22 protein-coding genes and 1 pseudogene are annotated in these 19977 nt (G+C 37.3%); 21 read left to right on the plus strand and 2 right to left on the minus strand.

Annotation, left to right across the window (positions count from 1 at the left end):
* The first annotated feature begins 78 nt into the window (after positions 1-78).
* From tsf to HMPREF1140_RS00325, 5 genes are all read left to right on the plus strand, one after another.
* A complete protein-coding gene (tsf, locus tag HMPREF1140_RS00305) occupies positions 79-1023 on the plus strand; it encodes a translation elongation factor Ts (protein ID WP_009661928.1) in 945 nt (314 codons plus the stop codon).
* A gap of 79 nt (positions 1024-1102) precedes the next feature.
* Positions 1103-1327, plus strand: coding sequence for a hypothetical protein (locus HMPREF1140_RS00310; protein WP_009661964.1), 225 nt, complete (start codon positions 1103-1105; stop codon positions 1325-1327).
* A 1-nt stretch (position 1328) separates the two neighbouring features.
* Positions 1329-2054, plus strand: coding sequence for a phosphatase (locus HMPREF1140_RS00315; RefSeq protein ID WP_009661904.1), 726 nt, complete (start codon positions 1329-1331; stop codon positions 2052-2054).
* 19 nt (positions 2055-2073) lie between these two features.
* The gene (locus tag HMPREF1140_RS00320) at positions 2074-3474 is read left to right on the plus strand and encodes an MATE family efflux transporter (RefSeq protein WP_009661898.1); all 1401 of its coding nucleotides are present in this window, start codon (positions 2074-2076) and stop codon (positions 3472-3474) included.
* On the plus strand, positions 3467-4327 hold the full coding sequence (locus HMPREF1140_RS00325; RefSeq protein WP_009661944.1) for a DMT family transporter: 861 nt from the start codon (positions 3467-3469) through the stop codon (positions 4325-4327). Before HMPREF1140_RS00320 ends, HMPREF1140_RS00325 begins: the two co-directional genes overlap by 8 nt.
* Before the next feature lie 32 nt (positions 4328-4359).
* Here HMPREF1140_RS00325 and HMPREF1140_RS00330 read toward each other — a convergent pair whose 3' ends face one another.
* Positions 4360-5586 carry a dicarboxylate/amino acid:cation symporter gene (locus HMPREF1140_RS00330; RefSeq protein ID WP_009661949.1) on the minus strand — a complete coding sequence of 409 codons (1227 nt, stop codon included), beginning with the start codon at positions 5584-5586 and terminating at the stop codon, positions 4360-4362.
* A gap of 18 nt (positions 5587-5604) precedes the next feature.
* Positions 5605-6885, minus strand: a complete 1281-nt coding sequence (locus HMPREF1140_RS00335; protein WP_009661955.1) for an L-cysteine desulfidase family protein — start codon at positions 6883-6885, stop codon at positions 5605-5607.
* A gap of 206 nt (positions 6886-7091) precedes the next feature.
* Between HMPREF1140_RS00335 and HMPREF1140_RS00340 the strand changes: the two genes are divergently transcribed.
* The 16 genes and pseudogenes from HMPREF1140_RS00340 to HMPREF1140_RS00410 form a co-directional block, all read left to right on the plus strand.
* Positions 7092-8018, plus strand: coding sequence for a LysR family transcriptional regulator (locus tag HMPREF1140_RS00340; protein WP_009661959.1), 927 nt, complete (start codon positions 7092-7094; stop codon positions 8016-8018).
* A gap of 133 nt (positions 8019-8151) precedes the next feature.
* Positions 8152-10119: an excinuclease ABC subunit UvrB gene (gene uvrB / locus HMPREF1140_RS00345; protein WP_035619578.1), complete on the plus strand. Its 1968-nt coding sequence runs from the start codon at positions 8152-8154 to the stop codon at positions 10117-10119.
* A gap of 24 nt (positions 10120-10143) precedes the next feature.
* Entirely contained in the window at positions 10144-10917 is a 774-nt protein-coding gene (locus HMPREF1140_RS00350; RefSeq protein ID WP_009661926.1) for a threonine/serine ThrE exporter family protein, read from the plus strand.
* Between the two features lie 7 nt (positions 10918-10924).
* Entirely contained in the window at positions 10925-11365 is a 441-nt protein-coding gene (locus tag HMPREF1140_RS00355; protein ID WP_035619558.1) for a threonine/serine exporter family protein, read from the plus strand.
* Between the two features lie 111 nt (positions 11366-11476).
* Complete coding sequence (gene xylB, locus HMPREF1140_RS00360) at positions 11477-12943, plus strand: xylulokinase (protein WP_009661953.1); 1467 nt, start codon at positions 11477-11479, stop codon at positions 12941-12943.
* Between the two features lie 12 nt (positions 12944-12955).
* A complete protein-coding gene (gene bcp, locus HMPREF1140_RS00365) occupies positions 12956-13411 on the plus strand; it encodes a thioredoxin-dependent thiol peroxidase (RefSeq protein ID WP_007595709.1) in 456 nt (151 codons plus the stop codon).
* A complete protein-coding gene (gene yaaA / locus HMPREF1140_RS00370) occupies positions 13408-14151 on the plus strand; it encodes a peroxide stress protein YaaA (protein ID WP_009661901.1) in 744 nt (247 codons plus the stop codon). Before bcp ends, yaaA begins: the two co-directional genes overlap by 4 nt.
* Before the next feature lie 15 nt (positions 14152-14166).
* A complete protein-coding gene (locus HMPREF1140_RS00375; RefSeq protein ID WP_009661937.1) occupies positions 14167-14709 on the plus strand; it encodes a prolyl-tRNA synthetase associated domain-containing protein in 543 nt (180 codons plus the stop codon).
* 2 nt (positions 14710-14711) lie between these two features.
* Positions 14712-16181 carry a Y-family DNA polymerase gene (locus HMPREF1140_RS00380; protein ID WP_009661940.1) on the plus strand — a complete coding sequence of 490 codons (1470 nt, stop codon included), beginning with the start codon at positions 14712-14714 and terminating at the stop codon, positions 16179-16181.
* A 94-nt stretch (positions 16182-16275) separates the two neighbouring features.
* Positions 16276-16788, plus strand: coding sequence for a hypothetical protein (locus HMPREF1140_RS00385; RefSeq protein WP_009661912.1), 513 nt, complete (start codon positions 16276-16278; stop codon positions 16786-16788).
* A 95-nt stretch (positions 16789-16883) separates the two neighbouring features.
* A complete protein-coding gene (locus HMPREF1140_RS00390) occupies positions 16884-17630 on the plus strand; it encodes a hypothetical protein (protein ID WP_009661934.1) in 747 nt (248 codons plus the stop codon).
* Complete coding sequence (locus HMPREF1140_RS13815) at positions 17620-17751, plus strand: hypothetical protein (RefSeq protein ID WP_009661925.1); 132 nt, start codon at positions 17620-17622, stop codon at positions 17749-17751. The genes HMPREF1140_RS00390 and HMPREF1140_RS13815 overlap by 11 nt, the downstream gene beginning before the upstream one ends.
* A gap of 75 nt (positions 17752-17826) precedes the next feature.
* Entirely contained in the window at positions 17827-18576 is a 750-nt protein-coding gene (locus HMPREF1140_RS00395) for a hypothetical protein (protein ID WP_009661931.1), read from the plus strand.
* Positions 18560-19102: a hypothetical protein gene (locus HMPREF1140_RS00400; RefSeq protein WP_009661915.1), complete on the plus strand. Its 543-nt coding sequence runs from the start codon at positions 18560-18562 to the stop codon at positions 19100-19102. The genes HMPREF1140_RS00395 and HMPREF1140_RS00400 overlap by 17 nt, the downstream gene beginning before the upstream one ends.
* A 156-nt stretch (positions 19103-19258) precedes the next feature.
* Positions 19259-19723, plus strand: coding sequence for a hypothetical protein (locus tag HMPREF1140_RS00405; protein ID WP_009662115.1), 465 nt, complete (start codon positions 19259-19261; stop codon positions 19721-19723).
* Positions 19724-19741: 18 nt separating this feature from the next.
* A pseudogene (locus HMPREF1140_RS00410) lies at positions 19742-19977 on the plus strand (hypothetical protein); the annotation flags it as partial.

Below are 19977 nucleotides of genomic sequence, written 5' to 3' on the forward strand. Positions count from 1 at the left end.
TGAGTTATAGACGGGTTGCAAAGAGGGTTTTACCGCTTTGCAACTTGTCATATTTATAAATGTTTAGGAGGTTTTACAATGGCAGCAGTAACAGCAGCAATGGTAAAAGAGTTAAGAGAGATGACAGGCGCAGGAATGATGGACTGTAAGAAGGCCCTCGCTGCAACTGATGGAGATATGGATGCGGCAGTTGACTTCCTTCGTGAGAAGGGACTTGCAGGAGCACAGAAGAAAGCAGGTCGTATAGCAGCTGAAGGTATCGTAGATGTTTGTGTAAGCGATGATGCTAAGAAAGCGGTTGTACTTGAGGTTAATGCAGAGACAGACTTCGTTGCAAAGAATGAGAAGTTCAGAACTTATGTTGCAGAGGTTGCAGCACAGGCATTAAAGACAACTGCAAGCAATACAGAAGAGTTCTTGAATGAGAAGTGGGATCTTGATACAAGTCTTACAGTAGGTGAGAAGCTTTCAAGCATGATCTCAATCATCGGTGAGAACATGTCAATCAGAAGATTTGAGAAGATAGAAGAGAATGCCGGTTGTGTAGTTTCATACATTCATGCCGGTGGAAAGATCGGTGTTCTTGTAGATGTTACAACTGATGTTGTAAACGATGAAATCAAGGAGATGGCTAAGAATGTTGCAATGCAGGTTGCGGCACTTCATCCGAAGTATACTTCAGATAAGGAAGTTGATGCAGAGTACCTTGCAAAGGAGAGAGAGATTCTCTTGGCTCAGATCAAGAACGATCCTAAGGAGGCTTCAAAGCCTGAGAAGGTTATCATGGGAATGATCGAGGGTAGAATTAAGAAGGAGCTTAAAGAGATTTGTCTTCTTGACCAGCAGTATGTTAAGGCGGCAGACGGCAAGCAGTCTGTAGCTGCTTATGTTGCAGAAGTTGCTAAGGCAAACAATGCAAACATTTCTATCAAGGGATTTGTCAGATTCGAGACAGGTGAAGGCCTTGAGAAGAAGAGCGAGAACTTTGCAGAAGAAGTTGCAAAGCAGATGTCAGGAAACTAATATAAATCAATAATATATTTAACCGGAGCCAAGATACTTTATATAGTCTTGGCTTTAGTTGTACAAAAAAGGAGAAAATATGGATATCACAAAAATAGTAACAGATATAATAAATAAGGCAAAGGCGGATCCTGCACTTTTATCAAATCTTGCAAAGGATCCTGAGAAGACAATAGAAGGACTTACAGGTATTGATATTCCTGACGGTCAGCTTGATTCAGTTGTTGAAGGTGTAAAGACACAGATAGCTAAGGTCGGTATTTCAAACGCTATGGATAAGTTGGGAGATCTTTTCAAGAATTAATATGGATTTTTTATTTGATTTGCATACACATACAATAGCCAGCGGTCATGCATATTCCACATTGAAAGAAAATATGGAAGAAGCGTCTGCAAAAGGACTTTTGGCGTATGGTTTTTCAGATCACAGTGAGGCTGTACCGGGTTCATGCAAAAATATCTACTTTATGAATTTCAAAGTTATTCCGAGAAGGTTTAAGGATGTCTTGATTTTAAGAGGAGTGGAGGCAAATATAATAGATTTTAAGGGCAATCTTGATATAGATAACAATGTTCTGGGAAGACTTGACTATGTTATAGCCAGTCTTCATACTATTTGCATAAATCCGGGAACTTTAGAGGAGAATATGGATGCATACTTCGGTGCAATGTCAAATCGCTTTGTAAAGATTATAGGGCATCCGGATGACGGAAGATATCCTATAGATCACGATGAACTTGCAAAAGAAGCAAATAAAAGAGGAATTGTTCTGGAGCTTAACAATTCCTCACTTAATCCTGATTCGGCCAGACAAAACGGAAGAGAAAATGCCATAAAGATGCTGGAAGCCGCAAAAAAATACGGTACAAATGTCATATGTAATACGGACAGCCATTATGCCGATTCGGTAGGCGATTTCAGAAATTGTGATATATTATTGAGAGAAATGGATTTCCCACAGGAACTTATATTAAATAACAGTATGGAAAAGCTGAAATTGGTTTTAAACAAGAGTATTGAAGAAATGTAAATACTGTTTTGAGGTAGTTATGGAAAAGAATATACAGAATAAAACACAGGGAATTACGGACATGACCCGTGGAAATCCGTTAAAACTTATATTGGCATTTGCCATACCGATGCTTATCGGAACATTGTTTCAACAATTTTACAGTATGGTTGACACTGTAATGGTAGGTAAGTATTTGGGTGTTAATTCATTGGCAGCTGTGGGTTCCACAGGTGCCATATTTTTCATGGTAAACGGATTTGTTATAGGAAATACTGCAGGATTTGCGATACCTGTAGCACAGAAATTCGGAGCAAAAGACTATAGTGAGTTGAGAAAGTACACTATGAATGCGGTATATGTGGGGATTTTTTTCTCGGTTGTACTGACGGCGACAGTATGTTTATTGACAAGGGCAATTCTCATAGTTACAAATACACCGGATGAAATACTGGATGAAGCTTATATCTATATAATAATAGTATTTGCAGGTATTCCTGTAATGTATTTATATAATCTGACTGCAAGTATTATAAGAGCATTGGGAGATTCAAAGACACCTTTGTATTTTCTTATAGTTGCAGCACTTCTTAATATAGTGCTTGATATAATATCTATACAGGTGATGGGACTGGGAGTGGCAGGTCCCGCCTACGCTACGGTTATTTCACAGCTGGTATCCGGAATACTTTGCGTTGTATTCATGGTAAAGAGATTTCATATATTAAAGCCGGAAGCGGGAGAGGGAAAAATCTCCATGAGGCATATCAAAGTATTGCTCTCAATGGGTGTACCTATGGGATTGCAATACTCTATAACAGCGATAGGTTCGGTAATACTGCAGTCGGCGGTAAACGGTCTTGGAGCGGTGACTGTGGCTGCCGTTACGGCAGGGAGTAAGATAAGCAGCTTCTGTGTGGCCGTAACCGATGCGCTTGGAGCGACAATGGCTACATACTGTGGCCAAAATGTAGGTGCAGGAAAACTTGACAGAGTTAGAAAAGGCGTAAAAGTAGCAACAATAATAGGTATAATATATTCGGTTATCGTATTTGTTTTTATTATATTTATCGGCGGAGAGTTGCCGAAGCTCTTTATAGACGCTTCCAAGACAGATGTAATAGAAAAGGCCAGAATATTCCTTTTGTGGAACTCCGGATTTTACTTTGCACTTATATTTGTAAATGTATGGAGAAATTCAATTCAGGGAATGGGATTTCCTATGTTTGCAATACTTTCGGGTGTATGTGAGATGTTTGCAAGAGGTATAGTAGGATTTGCAGGAGTTAAGTACTTCGGTTTTGTTGCGGCATGTATGGGTTCACCACTTGCGTGGGTTATAGCGGATATCTTCCTTATACCGGGATTTTTATATTGTCTTAAAAAACTTGGTAAGATATTTGGAGAAAAACAGACAAGAGAAGAATTTCAATATGAATAATTACAATAAAAAGATCGGAATATTGTATATACTCGGAGCCGCATTCGGATTTGCACTAATGGGGCTCTTTGTACGACTGGCAGGAGATCTGCCTACATTTGAAAAAGCATTTTTTAGAAATTTAATTGCAGCATTTGTTGCATTCTTTATGCTTATGAAGAGTGGAGGATCCAAGTCTGTAAGCGGCAAGAATCTTGGTATACTTGTTCTAAGGTCGGCTTGCGGTATGGCAGGTATTATATGTAATTTTTATGCTATAGACCATATGAATATAGCCGATGCCACAATTTTAAATAAAATGAGTCCCTTCTTTGCCATTTTGGCAGGCTTCTTGATACTGAAGGAAAAGGCCGGAGCGGTTGATATCATTGCCACTGTTATAGCCTTTATCGGAATGATATTTGTAGCAAAGCCTGGAGTCGGCTTTACATTCTTTCCGGCCCTTATAGGAATTACAGGAGGAATGATGGCGGGAATTGCCTATACTCTTGTGAGAAAACTTACAGGAAACGGTGTAAACGGAATGTTTATAGTATTTTTCTTTTCATGCTTTTCAACTATCGCAGGAATACCGTTTATAGCTATGAACTATGTAAGTCCAAGCCTTATACAGCTTACAATGCTTGTACTTGCAGGATGCGGTGCCATGATAGGGCAGATATGCATTACAAAGGCTTACAGCTATGCACCTGCAAAGGAAATAGCGATATATGATTATACACAGGTCATATATTCGGCATTACTCGGATTTGTATTTATGCAGCAAATACCCGACAGATTCAGCGTGATAGGATATATAATAATAATATCAATGGCTGTAGTAAAATGGATATACAATAATAAAAGTGAGTAAACAAAAAAGTCCCATTTCAGGGACTTTTTTGTTTACTCCAGTATGTTACCAAGATTTTGCGGTTCAATCTTATGTTTTTTTGCATATCCGGTAAGTATAAGTGTCAAGGCACCATCTCCGGTTACATTACAAGCTGTACCAAATGAATCTTGTAGGGCAAAAATGGTAAGCATGAGAGCGGTTCCAGTCTCGTCAAACATAAGAACTCCGGTTATAAGACCCAGGGAAGCCATTACTGTACCTCCCGGAACTCCCGGTGCACCTATTGCAAACACACCAAGAAGAAGGCAGAATAAAATCATCTTTGCAGGAGAAGGGAATTCCCCGTAAAGCATTTTTGAAACTACCATAACAAAGAATGTCTCAGTCATAACAGAGCCGCAAAGGTGGATATTTGCAAACAGCGGAATACCGAAATTTACCATATCATCACGAAGAGGCGGTTTTGATTTCTTGGCACATTCCAGAGCAACTGAAAGTGTAGCGGCACTTGACATGGTACCTACCGCAGTCATGTATGCAGGTCCGTAGTTTCTTATTATATCCAAAGGATTTGCACCTGCATAAGCCCCTGCGATAAGATAAAGAAGTGCCAACCATATATAGTGACCTATCATTACCATAATGATAATAACAAGGAACACAGGCAATTGTTTTGTAATACTTCCCTCATATGCGAGAGTTGCAAAAGTAGTACCGATAAGAACAGGAAGTACAGGAATAACAAATTTTGTTACTATGCTGAGTACAACCTTTTGGAATTCTTCCAAAATACCGGTAATAAGTTCACTTCTGTTCCATGCAGCCGCAAGGCCAACCATGATTGAGAAGAAAAGAGCACTCATAACAGGCATTATAGCCGGTATTGAAAGCTGAAACACAAGTTCCGGTAATTCTTTAAGGCCCTCAACTTCAGGCGTAATACTCATATGTGGCAGTATTATAAAGCCTGAGGCGGTGGCAAAGAATGCCGCACCGATTGAAGAAACATAGGCTATTATAAGAGCAACTATAAGTATTCTTGACGCATTGCTGCCAAGCCTTGTAATAGACGGGGCAATAAAACCTATAATAATAAGCGGAATACAAAATCCTATAAATTGCCCGACAATGTACTTAACAGTCACAATTATATTAAGCAGTGCTACAGAAACGGCACTTGTATCATTTTTGTTTAGGAAAAGTCCCACAACAATACCTATAACAAGTGCAAGCAATAGCCTGAAAGGAAGGCTGTTTAAAATACCGTTCTTTTTCATATCAAAATCCTCCTAATTTTAATGGCTTTCCACCATAAGTTTTATAATTTCATTATTTGTTTCACGCATTCCGTCCTTACCTATCTTTGAAATTCCCTTGATAGTTTCCTCAATATTGTTCATTACAATACCGTCACCGCCATGGAAGGCCTGACCGTCTTTATACATGCTCAGTCCCATAATAGCCGCATCTACTGAAGAGGCTATCTTAGCCGCACAGGATGCCTTTGCACCGTCACACATAATACCCGATACTATAGCCAAAGTGTTTACAACGGTATGCTCCACAGCTTCAAGACTGCCTTCCGTAAGATAGGCGATACCTGCGCCTGCACCTGCACCTGCACTTACGGCACCACAGTAGGCTGACAGTGTACCTATGCCATGTTTTTGATGTATGGAAGTAAGATTTGAAAGTGCCAGTGCACGATATAGCTTTTCTTTTGAAGCCTTCAATTCCTTGGCATATTCGATAACGGGAATAGAACAGGTTATGCCTTGATTACCGCTTCCGGAATTTATAACAACGGGAAGCTCACAGCCGTTCATTCTGGCATCTGAACCTGCGGCGGCTTTTGCCTTTGCCCTTACCTTAATATCATTGCCATAGGTATCAAGCAGCACGGAGCCTATGTTTGCACCGTAATTTCCTAAAAGACCTTCTTCAGATATTGAAGTATTATAAAATATCTGCCTGTCCAAGATATCCTTTACATCGGAAACATCCAACGAGTTTATAAAGTCCCATATACCGTCCATAGTCAGCAGATCTTTATCGGCGCTTCCCGATACGGCATTGTTCTCAATCTCGGATTCAAAAATTATCTCATTATTTTTCTCGATAAGCACTATATTTGTATGTTGATTTGTAATACGAATCTTTACATACTCATCACCAACAAAAAGCGTAATGATAAGATCAAATACATAACCGATATCAAGCGGAATTACATCGATTTTAATATTGTTCATAAAATCGGCAATTTCACATTTCTTGTTATCATCCACATCGGAAATAACTTCAAGTTTTCTGTTTGCATCGCCTGCAACTATACCGGCAGCTATCGCAGCAGGTATACCTTTCAGATGCCCTGTATTCGGAACAATCACGCTCTTTACATTTTTTATTATACTTCCGCTGGCTTCAACAAGCACTTTTTTCGGCAATTTGCCAAGTACTTCCCTTGCCTTTGCCGCCGCATAAGCCAATGCTATAGGTTCCGTACATCCCATAGCCGGTACAAGCTCATCTTTTAATATCCGGACATAAGTCCTGTACCTGATATCATCCTTTTTCATTAAACTGAACACACCCCCAAACAGCCTGTTTTATTAAATATTATTATGGTAAATATTATATATATATAGTATAGTAGGTCTATGTTTAAATTGTAAATCTTAAAAAATTAAATATATAATTTAAAAAAAATAAATATAATTAGTTAAATGTATTTAATATTCTGTGGGACTACAAAAACATTTACCAACCATATAAAGGGGAAGTTATGGAAAATTTTTTAGATTTAAAAAAGTTGAATACCTTTGTAAAAATAGCGGAATCGGGGAGTTTTTACAAAGCCTCAATAATGCTTGGGTATTCACCGGCGGCGGTATCGATACAGATACAACAGTTGGAGTTTGACCTTGGGATGAGACTTTTTGACAGACTCGGCAAACAGGTGCGGCTTACCGACCATGGAAAACAGTTTTATCCATATGCCGAGAAGATACTTATGCTCAATGAAGAGGCAAAAGAGTCACTTATCAGAACTGATGATATGCTGACAGGAGAACTTCGAATAGGAACTATAGATTCTATTTGCGACACATTATTTCCACAGGTTTTGGCGGAGTTTTATGAGAAAAATCCGAATGTAAATGTTGAAGTAAGGGTATGTACTCCGTCGGAGCTTTTTGAAGGGATAAAACACAATAATATAGATATAATGCTCCTGCTTGACAAACCGAGTGTTTCAAGGGATTTTGTTGCAGATGTGCAGATAGAAACCGAAGTTGTATTTTGTGCTTCAAGAAATCACCCCTTGGCATACAAAAATGAAATAGAGCTCTCCGAGATTTTGGAATATCCCTGTATACTTACTGAGAAAAATGCAAGCTACAGATATATTCTTGAGAGTAAACTCTCAGAGCTCGGTCTTAGCATAAAGCCAAGCATTGAATCACAGAATACCAATTTGATTATCAAACTTTTATGCAACAATATGGGGTATTCGGTGTTACCGAGATTTCTGATTGAGCCGAAACTGAGAGATAACACATTGGCGGTATTGCCGATAAAGGATTTTCATATAAAGGTGAATTATCAGGTACTTCATAAGAAAGATAAGTTCGTGAACAGACAAATGGAAAGTTTTATAAATATGTTGGAAAAGCAGGCCGGAATACTACAGGTAAGCAATCCGCAAGACTGATTTATCATGTATTTGTGTTATAAAATCAGTTTAAAATATTTCGAACAAATGTTCTTTTAACTGTACTTTTGTATTGTCACATGCTATAATTTTTGTAGGTTGGCAGTTGCCGACAGACAGAAAGGTTAAAATAATGGAATTTAAATTACATTCAGAGTTTTTGCCTACAGGAGATCAGCCTCAAGCAATAGAGGCACTGGTAAAAGGATTTAAAGAGGGAAACCAGTTTCAAACCTTACTCGGTGCGACAGGTTCCGGTAAGACATTTACCATGGCAAATGTTATTCAAAAATTGCAAAAGCCTACACTTATAATAGCACATAATAAGACATTGGCAGCCCAGCTTTATGGAGAGTTTAAAGAGTTCTTTCCTGAAAATGCGGTAGAATATTTTGTTTCTTATTATGATTATTATCAACCTGAGGCATATGTGCCTTCCACAGACACATATATTGAAAAAGACTCTGCAATAAATGACGAGATAGATAAACTCAGACACTCCGCCACAGCATCACTTTCAGAAAGAAAAGATGTGATAATAGTGGCTTCAGTGTCATGTATATACGGACTTGGTAGCCCCATAGACTATCAGGAGATGGTGGTATCCTTAAGACCGGGAATGGAAAGAGACAGAGATGATGTCATAAGAAAGCTGATAGATATGCAGTATGACAGAAATGATATGGACTTTCATCGTGGTACTTTTCGTGTACGTGGAGATGTGCTTGAAGTATTTCCGGCGGCATCCACATCCACAGCATTAAGATTTGAGTTCTTCGGTGATGAGGTGGACAGAATACTTGAGATAGATACACTTACAGGAAATATCTTAGCCGAACTTTCACATGCGGTCATCTTCCCGGCATCTCACTATGTAGTGGCACCTGAAAAGATGATGATTGCCACACAAAATATTTTGGAAGAGTGTGAAGAGAGAGTAAAGTTCTTCAAATCGGAGGATAAGCTTATAGAAGCTCAAAGAATAGATGAACGAACTCATTTTGATGTGGAGATGATGAGAGAGACCGGATTTTGCTCGGGGATAGAAAACTACTCAAGACATCTTACCGGTTCGGCACCCGGTGAACCGCCCTATACATTGATAGATTATTTTAAGGATGAATTTCTTATAATAGTAGACGAGTCTCATATTACCATTCCGCAGGTTAGAGGAATGTATGCAGGTGACAGATCCAGAAAGACCACCCTGGTAAACTACGGTTTCAGACTGCCTTCGGCACTTGATAACAGACCTTTGGAGTTTTCAGAGTTTGAATCAAAGATAGATCAAATGCTTTTTGTATCCGCTACACCAAGTGTATATGAAAAAGAGCATGAAATGTTTAGAACGGAGCAGATCATAAGACCTACAGGACTTTTGGATCCGCCTATAAGCGTAAGACCTGTAGAAGGTCAGATAGATGATTTGATTTCCGAAGTAAACAAAGAAATAGAAAAAAAGAACAAGATACTTATCACTACTCTCACAAAGAGAATGGCGGAGGATCTTACCGAATATATGAAGGAAGTCGGTATCAGAGTAAGATACCTGCATTCAGATATTGATACTTTAGAGAGAGCGGAGATTATCAGAGACATGAGACTTGATAAGTTTGACGTACTTGTAGGTATCAATCTTTTGCGTGAGGGACTTGATATACCGGAGATTACTTTGGTGGCAATACTTGATGCGGATAAAGAGGGATTTTTAAGAAGTGAGACCTCACTTATTCAGACCATAGGAAGAGCTGCAAGAAATGCGGACGGACATGTAATAATGTATGCCGATAATATGACGGATTCGATGAAGGCGACAATAGATGAGACCTACAGAAGAAGAGGCATACAGGAAGCCTACAATAAAGAACATGGTATCACACCTACCACAATAAAGAAGGCGGTAAGAGATCTGATAGCGATATCAAAGGCTGCCGAGAGTGTATCAACTATTGATAAGGATGTGGAATCCATGGATAAAGCGGAGATAAACAAGCTTATAAAAGAGCTTGAAAAGAAAATGTTTAGAGCCGCTGCGGAGCTGGATTTTGAAAATGCGGCACTTTTGCGAGATAAGATAAGTGAGCTCAGAGCAAACTTATAAAAATAATAAATTGGAGAAGAGGAAGTGGCAGACAAAAAGAATGTGTCAAAAAGCCTGGAAAGAGTGGTTGCGGAGACAGCCATGCTTGCAGGTGAGACTATGCTCATAGCCGGAGCGGAGATCAGCAGAGTGGAAGATACGATGAACAGGATACTTGACTATTCAAAATGTGAATCGCATACTGCATTTGTTCTGGCAACAGGTATTACCTTGACTTTGGACAGTGATGAAGGGCTTATTACTATGTCAAAAAGAGTACCTGAAAGAACTACAAATATCAACAGAATATATCTGATAAACAATGTATCAAGAGCCTTGAGTGCAGGGAAAATGGATATATATGAGGCGTATTCAGAAATAAAAAAGATAAGGGATGTAAGACAGTTTACAGGTGTTTTATACGGACTTTCCTTTGTAGGAGTGGCACTTTTTTTCACCATGATGCTTGGCGGAGATTTTACCGACTGCATGGTGGCGGGAGTTGCCGGACTTGCAATGGCAATTACACAGTGGGCGCTGGTTCCATTCGGGTTTAACTCATTTTTCCTGAATATGATCTCCACACTGTCCATGGCTTTGACAGCGGTGGGATTTCAAAGATTTGTATTTGCAAATATGAATATAGATCTGGTAATAATAGGCGGAATAATGCCGATAGTACCCGGAGTTATTTTTACCACAGCGATGAGAGATACTCTAAACGGTGATTATACCGCAGGTGTCAGCAGAATGCTTGAAACCGGAGTTGTAGCTTTTGCGGTTGCCGTAGGTGTGGCACTTGCATATGTGATTTTGTGAGGCGGATATGTTGTTTAAGATAATTGGTGCATTTATTGCAGTGGTGGCTTTTTGTATTATGATAGAGCTGCCGAAAAAATACATGGTACAGGCAGGAATGACCGGAATGGTTGGCTGGGCTGTATATCTTTTGATGGAGATGGTAGCAAGTAGGGTGGAGATTGCCGCCCTTGTTTCAGCACTTTGTATTGCAACAATGTCACATATACTTGCCAGAGTTTTAAAAGCACCGGTAAGTAATTTCCTTATACCGGGAATATTGCCGATAGTGCCCGGAGGCTCAATATACAGATGTGCTTACGCCTTTATAAGAGAGTCGACATACTTGAGTACTTATATGAACGAAGCATTAAAAATTGCGGGCTCCATAGCCCTTGCCATATTCTTTGTGGATTCGGTATTTAAGTTGCATTTACCGAAAAGATTTAAAAAATCAAAACAGATATAAAACAGGATAGCAACTTTATCAGTAAAAAGAGCAAGAATACAATTGACAAGGTAAGAGTAGAATCTTAATGTAATAGATAGTAGAATAAACTTTTAATTTATGGAGACGTGTATGTATTATATTGGTGTTGATTTGGGAACCTCAGCCCTGAAGCTTGTAATGATGAACAGTAAGGGTGAACTTGTAAAGTCTGTATCAAAGGAGTATCCTCTATACTTTCCGCATTCCGGATGGAGTGAGCAAAAGCCCGAAGACTGGTTTATAGCGGTAAAAGAAGGCTTAAAGGAGATAGCTGCAGGCTTAGACGATAAGATAGGCGGTATCAGTTTCGGAGGACAGATGCATGGACTGGTTATCCTTGATAAGGATGACAAAGTATTAAGGCCTGCAATACTCTGGAATGACGGCAGAAGTACTGAGGAAACCGACTATTTAAACAATGTTATCGGGAAGGAAAAACTCTCCAAGCTCACTGCAAATATCGCATTTGCAGGATTTACCGCACCTAAGATACTTTGGGTGAAGAATAATGAGCCTGAGATTTTTGCAAAAATTTCAAAAATAATGCTTCCGAAGGATTATATCAGCTATATGCTTAGCGGAAGCTTTGCTACAGACTATTCGGATGCTTCCGGTATGCTGCTTTTGGATGTGAAAAATAAAAAATGGTCATCCGAAATGATTGAAATATGCGGTATTTCAGAAAATATGCTTCCAAAACTTTTCGAGAGCTTTGAGGTGGTAGGAAATATAAAACCTGAACTTGCAAAAGAACTCGGACTTAATGAAGATATAAAAATAATAGCCGGAGCCGGAGATAATGCGGCTGCAGCCATAGGAACAGGTACTGTGGGAGAAGGAGCCTGCAATATTTCTTTGGGAACTTCAGGAACCATATTTATATCCAGTCAAAACTTCGGAGTTGATAAGTATAATGCGCTTCATTCATTTGATCATTCGGATGGAAAATACCACCTTATGGGATGTATGCTCAGTGCGGCTTCATGTAATAAATGGTGGATGGAAGATATTTTAAAGACAAAGGATTTTTCAAAAGAACAGGAAAATATAGATAATCTTGGAGAAAATAAGGTGTTCTTTTTACCATATCTTATGGGAGAGCGCTCACCTCACAATGATCCGGCTGCAAGAGGTACATTTATCGGAATGAGTATGGACACAAGAAGAGAAGATATGACACTTGCAATATTGGAGGGTGTTACCTTTGGACTCAGAGATTCTCTGGAAGTGGCAAGAAGCCTCGGCATAGAGATAAAGAAGACCATGATATGCGGCGGAGGCGCAAAGAGTGCACTTTGGAAAAAGCTGGTGGCAAATATCATGAATGTAGAAGTGGAAGTACCTGTCAGCGAAGAAGGTCCGGGATTTGGAGCTGCCATACTTGCGGCGGTAGGCTGCAATGAATACGAAAGTGTTGAAGCGGCTACAAAGTCCATAATAAAAATAAAAGAAAGAATACAACCGGAACCGGAACTCGTGGTAAAATACGAAAAAAAGTACCAAAAGTTTAGAAAGATATATCCGGCACTTAAAGGTATATTTAAAGAGATTTTATAAGGAGGGAAATTTATGTTACAGATAGGAACAAAAGCACCGGAGTTTTCACTTCCGGATGAGAACGGAACCGTCAGAAACCTTTCAGATTATGAAGGTAAGAAACTTATATTATACTTTTATCCAAAGGATAATACTCCGGGATGCAGTGCGCAGGCTTGCGGCTTCGGAGAGTTGTATCCGCAGTTTACGGAAAAAGGAGTAGAGGTTGTAGGCATCAGTAAAGACAGTGTAGCATCACATAAGAAATTCAAAGATAAGTATTCATTACCTTTTACACTGCTTTCAAATCCTGAGCTTGACGTGATACAGGCTTATGATGTATGGCATGAGAAAAAACTCTATGGAAAAGTATCTATGGGAGTGGTAAGAACCACATATCTTATAGACGAAAAGGGAGTTATCATAGAGGCTATGGATAAGGTAAAAGCTGCCAAGAATCCGGCTGAGATGTTGGAGATTTTGGAATGAAAACAGTAGTATCACCTGCCAAGACAATGATAGAAAATACAGACTGTTATATCGGCAGCAGTGTACCTACATATATTGATAAGAGCAAGATCCTTTTAGAAGAGATAAGACAAAGATCTTACGAAGAGCTGAAAGAGATCTGGAAATGCAATGAAAAGATTGCAAATGAAAATTTTGACAGATTTAAAAACATGAATTTGCAGGGGAGTCTTACCCCTGCAATATTTTCTTATCAAGGTATACAGTATCAGTATATGGCGGTAAATGTAATGGAAACCTCTGCAATAGAGTATATAAAAGAGAATTTATATATACTTTCGGGATTTTTCGGAATACTTAGAGCATTTGACGGCGTAAGTCCGTACAGACTTGAGATGCAGGCAAAGATGGAAATAGGAGAGCACAAAAATCTGTATGAATTTTGGGGAGATAAAATATATAAAAGGATTTTTGAAACCGGAGAAGTGGTAATAAATCTTGCCTCAAAAGAATATTCAAAAACTATAGAAAGCTATCTTTCAAAAGAAAATAAATTCATCACATGTGTGTTTGCCGAGAAAAAAGACGGTAAGGTAGTACAAAAAGCCACCATGGCAAAGATGGCAAGAGGTGAGATGGTAAACTTCCTTGCATCCGGAAATATCCAAAATGAAGATGAGATAAAAAAGTTTGACAGACTCGGATTCAAATTTGATAAAGAGCTTTCAAATGAGAAAAAATATGTATTTATATTAGAGTAATTTCGGAAGGTTATTATGTATATTTCAAAACCCTATAAGGGAAGACCTGTTGATATAGAAAACAGACAGGACAAAGAAAAAAGATGTTATGATTTTTTGGACGGCTTGGGAGTGGAATATGAGGTGGTTGACCATGATGAAGCTTCAGATATGGAAAAGTGCAAGGAGATAGAGGGTACGCTTGGAGTTAAGATATGCAAAAATATAGTTCTTTGCAACAGGCAGGAAACAAAGTTTTTCCTCTTTATGATGCCCGGAGATAAGAAATATGTTACAAAAGATATCTCAAAGAAACTGGATATGTCCCGACTCTCCTTTGCAAAAGAAAACTATTTGAAGGAATTTTTGGATGTAACACCGGGATCTGTAAGTGTACTCGGACTTTTAAATGACAAAGACAACAGAGTGGAACTTGTAATAGACAAAGATGTAATACAGGCGGATTTTATCAGATGTCATCCATGTGAGAATACATCAACACTGAAGATAAGCACTGAAGATTTTTTAAATAAGATAATACCTGCATTGGGAAAAGAAGCTAAAATAATAGATAATTGAAAATGAATAATAAAAAAATGATATTTGCGGCAATAGACTTAAAATCCTTCTACGCCTCGGTAGAGTGCAGAGAAAGAAAATTGGACCCCTTGGATATAAATCTGGTGGTGGCTGATGAGAGCAGAACCTCAAAGACTATCTGCCTTGCGGTAAGTCCCGCACTTAAGACCTTTGGAATACCGGGAAGGCCAAGACTTTTTGAAGTAATAAAAAGACTGCAGGAAGTAAATAACAGAAGAGAAAAACTTGTAGGAAAGGCTGAAGGAAAGTCATATTCTCTTGAAGAACTCAAAAAAAATGTAAAGCTGGAAGTTGATTTGGTGGTGGCTGTACCGAGAATGAAAAAATATATGGAGTACAGCGCAAGAATAATCAGTGTATATCTAAAGTATGTCTCACCTGAGGATATCTATGTATATTCGGTGGATGAGGTCTTTATAGATATTACGGGATATGCAGGCGATGATGCAACAGGTTTTGTGGAAAAAATGGTAAAAGATGTCCTTGATACCACAGGAATAACGGCAAGTGCCGGTATAGGTGAAAATATGTATCTGGCAAAAATAGCTATGGATATCATGGCAAAAAGAGCCGAGCCTAATGAGCATGGAGCAAGAATAGGAGAGCTGAGTGTCAAATCCTACAGAGAAAAGCTTTGGAGTCATACACCTATTACCGATTTTTGGAGAATAGGAAGAGGTTACAGCAAGAACCTTGCAAAGTACGGAATGTATACAATGGGAGATATTGCAAGGGAGAGCTTAAAAAAGAATCGTGCCAATGAGGGAATGAATCTTTTATATAAGCTGTTTGGAAAAAATGCAAGCTTTTTGATAGAACATGCCTGGGGAATTGACAATACGGATATCAAAGATATAAAAGCATATACACCGGAGAAGAAAAGTATAAGCGAAGGTCAGGTATTGCTTAGAGCATACAGCTATGAAGAGGTAAGAACGATTGTTATAGAGATGGCGGAAAGACTCTCATTTTCATTGCTGGAAAAAGATACCGCCACAAGGCAGATAACTTTAAGTATAGGATACGATATAGACAGCTTGGCAGATCCGAAAACAGCAAAAAATTATACCGGGAATATTACAAAAGACTTTTACGGAAGGAGCGTACCTGAGGGAGCACATGGCTCGATAAATCTTTTATCATATACCAATTCCACAAAAGAGATCTGCAAGAAAAGTGAGGAGCTATTTGAGAAACTTGCAAATCCCATATTGCTGTTTAGAAGGATAACCATAGTTGCGAGTGAGATAAGTCATAAAAGCAGCGCAGGCTGTACGGGAAATCTCTTGGAAGCAAACAGCATTTCGGAAGAAAAAGAAAGCAGCAGAATGAAAGCCGTACTTAAAGTAAAAAGAAAATTCGGAAACAATGCCATATTTAAAGGGCTTAATCTCAAAGAAGAGGGAACTGCACTTGACAGAAACAGGCAAATAGGCGGACATAGGGAATAAAGTGGAAATACATTGAAAAATATCGAAAATGATATATACTGTAGATAACAGTTTATTTGCTTCAGTTCGTTAAAATCAAATAAGGAGATATCTTATGAGAAAACTTAAGACAATTTTTGTGACAATGTTACTTGCGGTATTTCTACTTAGCGGATGTTTTAGTTCAGACAAGGCCGAAAATAACGAGCCGGATGTTCTGACAAAAACATCATGGATTTCATATGATGACGGATCATATTGGGTGTTCAATGAGGACCACAGCTTTTTCTGGTATCAGGAGAAGGGGGTTACCGATGACAATTATTATGGCGGAACATATAAATTGTACAGAGGTGAGAAAGCAATGGATTTTATTGAAAAGAAGCTTTCCTCATATGGTGTGACCAAGGATGAGTTGATAGACGTTATAAACAGATCGGATCAATATACGGTTGAAGATTTTATATGCATTTATACAAAGAATACGACATTTATGTTAGAGGGTAAGGAACAGATATCTAAACCGAACATGATACCCTACATGGGATTTCTTTTGAAAGATGAAACTGTACTTGATATTGCAAATATGAAGACCGCATCTTACTACGGATTTATTAAAGAAGAATAGAAAATTTATACAGCCCACGCATTTATGTTACTGATAAGTTAAAGTATTACTTTGTCAGGATATAATTGTGTGGACTTTTTGATTGGAGAGATAGGATGGAAAAGAGAAAAATAAGCCAGAATGAAGAAGCAATAAGAGGTATTCTGATAATAATAGTATTTATAGTGGGACTGGTATTCCTTAGAGATATACTGGCAAAAAGGGGAGTGAGGATTTTGATGCTGACAAGGCAAGATTATATGAATGCAGTAGAATATTATATGCAGCAAAAATATGGGGAGAAGTTTGAAGGGGACTACATACTGGAAGGTAGTATATATGTGCATCCTAAGGCAAAACCTGAGTGGCACGCAGTAGTAGAAGTTTATAGTAAAAATGGATTAACTCACTTTAGTGATAATTATGTAGGATATCTAAAGAAAGAAGAACTTGAGAAGTATATCTATGAGCTGGTAAAACCGATATATGGGGATTGTAAAGTGTATACTCAACCGTATGGTTTTTCACTGGATGATAGCTTTAATAGAGATACAGACTTGATGACATATGTAAGTAATAGTGACTATATTACATTTATATTTACAAATAAAAATGTTGAAAACAGAGAAGAAGATTTTGAAAAGTCATGTAATATATTTGTAGATAAAGACTTGCAGACCAACAGATTACTGGTAACATATATCACGAAAAAAGATTTTGATAAGTTTGAAGAAGAAATAATAGACTATACGTTTAATAAATTAAAGTTTTACTATAGAATTTCCAGCTTTTATGATAAGGCGTACAAAACAGGTTTTGACGATATGCGTATATTGGAAGGAGACAAGGATTATGGCAAGTGATAGACCTACAGATAAAGACTTACAGGAAAAGGCATTGCAATTATATCACTTAAGGTTAGGCAATGAAGATGTAGAAAATATAAAGAAAATGTTTCCAAAGGCAAGGATAGTTATAGAGTAAATATATACAGATTTTTTGATTATATGGTTTATTACAATATATGAACACAGAGGAATTTTTATTTAAAGGAATAGGATGAAAAAGAGAAGATTAAGTCAAAATGAAGAAGCAATAAGAGGTATTCTTATAATAATAGCATTTATAGTGGGACTGGTATTCCTTAGAGATATACTGGTAAAAAGGGGAGTAAGCATTACTATGTTAACAGAGTTAGACTATATAAATGCAGCAGAATATTACATGCAGAAAAAATATGGAGAGAAGTTTGAAGGAGAATATGTATATGAAGATAGCGTGTATGTACATCCAAAGTCAAAACCGGAGTGGCATGTAGTAGTGGACTTTGAGAGTGAGGGAGGGATGACATATTTTCATGATAATTATGTAGGATACTTAAAGAAAGAAGAACTTGAGAAGTATATATATGAGCTGGTAAAACCTATATACGGAGAGTGTAAAGTGTATATAGAGCCACATGGGTTTGCATTGGATGACAGCTGGAGCAAAGATACAGATATGAGAATATATGCGAGTAAGGGAGATTACAATGTAAATATATTTACAAATAATAGTATAGAATATATAGACACAGAATTTAAAAGCATATGTCAAATTTTTATAGATAATAAACTTGAGAGTAATGTAATATTAGCAACATATATTACGGATTCGGATTTAAAAAAATTTCAAGAGAAGTATATTGACATGATAAATAATAAACGAAGCTTCTTCTACAGGATAGTTGCAGTATATGATAATGTGGAAAAAAGATTTATAGATATAGATATATTGAAAGGACGTGAGGATTATGCCAATCAAGAATAGACCAACAGAAGATGACTTACAGGAAAAAGCATTATATGATATCCTACAATATAAGAAGATAATTTGTATAACCATAATAATTATTATCGTATTTGCATTATATACTGTAAATAAAATAGCTTTTTTCCATGACCCGGAGTTTGAAAGATTGGTAAGAGAAACCAAGGTTAATTACTGGATGTATACTACAGATGAAGATAAAAGACATAAGCCACTAGAAGGTATTATTTGGAAGAGCAATCTTGAATGTGTAGGAAAAATATATATAAACTTCCGAGAATATCATATAAGAGACATAAGCGACTTGATATATTTTAAGAATGTTGAATCAATACATTTGGCTTATTCAAGTGCATATGACGGAGATAAGAGTATATATGATGACGAGCATGTGCTTGATAATTTATACAAGATAAAAGATTTAAAATACTTGGATGACTTGCAATTATATCACTTAAAGTTAGATGATGAAGCTATAGAAAATATAAAGAAAATGTTTCCTAATGCGAGGGTAGTTATAGAGTAAATATATACGGATATTTGTATATATGTGAATACAGAATTTATCCAAGTTACAAAGTAGATACCGGGGAAATTGAAATGACAAAAGCGTGTATTGAGAATTTTAATACAAATTTTTCTAAAGGTGTTAAGTTTGAAATATTTGCCGGAGGTATGGGATATGATGAAAAAAAGAAGAATACAAATTGCTATTGTTGTGATGTCGGTAATTTGTATATACATTATGAACCAAATAGTCTTTTTTAAAGATAGAGAGTTTGAAAGGGCGGTAAGAGATACTTTAATATCATCTAAAGTGTCAATGGTAGATAGAAGAGAAAAGGCATTAGATGGAATAATTTGGAAAAAAGATCTTGAAAAGGTTCAGTTTGTATCAATAAACTTTAGAGAATATAAAGTAAAAAATATTGAAGATATAAAGTATTTTAAGAATACTAAAACTGTATGGTTTAGTTACACAAGTGCGTATGATGGAGATAAGAGTATTTATGAGGATGAGCATGTGCTTGATAATATATATATAATAAAAAAATTGGCACATTTAGAGAATTTACATTTATATCATTTGAAGATAAATGAAAACATTGAAGCTATGTTTCCTGAAGCAGAAGTTTCTATCGAGTAGAGGTTAAAAAATCAAATGTTGAAAAAGAGAAGACTAAGCCAAAATGAAGAGGCAATAAGGGGTATTTTACTGATAATAGTTTTTATAGTTGGACTTGTATTCCTCAGGGATATACTTGTAAAAAGAGGAGTAAGGATTTTGATGCTTACAAGGCAAGATTATATGAATGCAGTAGAATATTACATGCAGAAAAAATATGGAGAGAAGTTTGAAGGTGAGTATATAGTTGATAATAGTATATATGTACATCCAAA

It is taken from the genome of Lachnoanaerobaculum sp. ICM7 (assembly GCF_000287675.1).
Classification (GTDB): domain Bacteria; phylum Bacillota; class Clostridia; order Lachnospirales; family Lachnospiraceae; genus Lachnoanaerobaculum.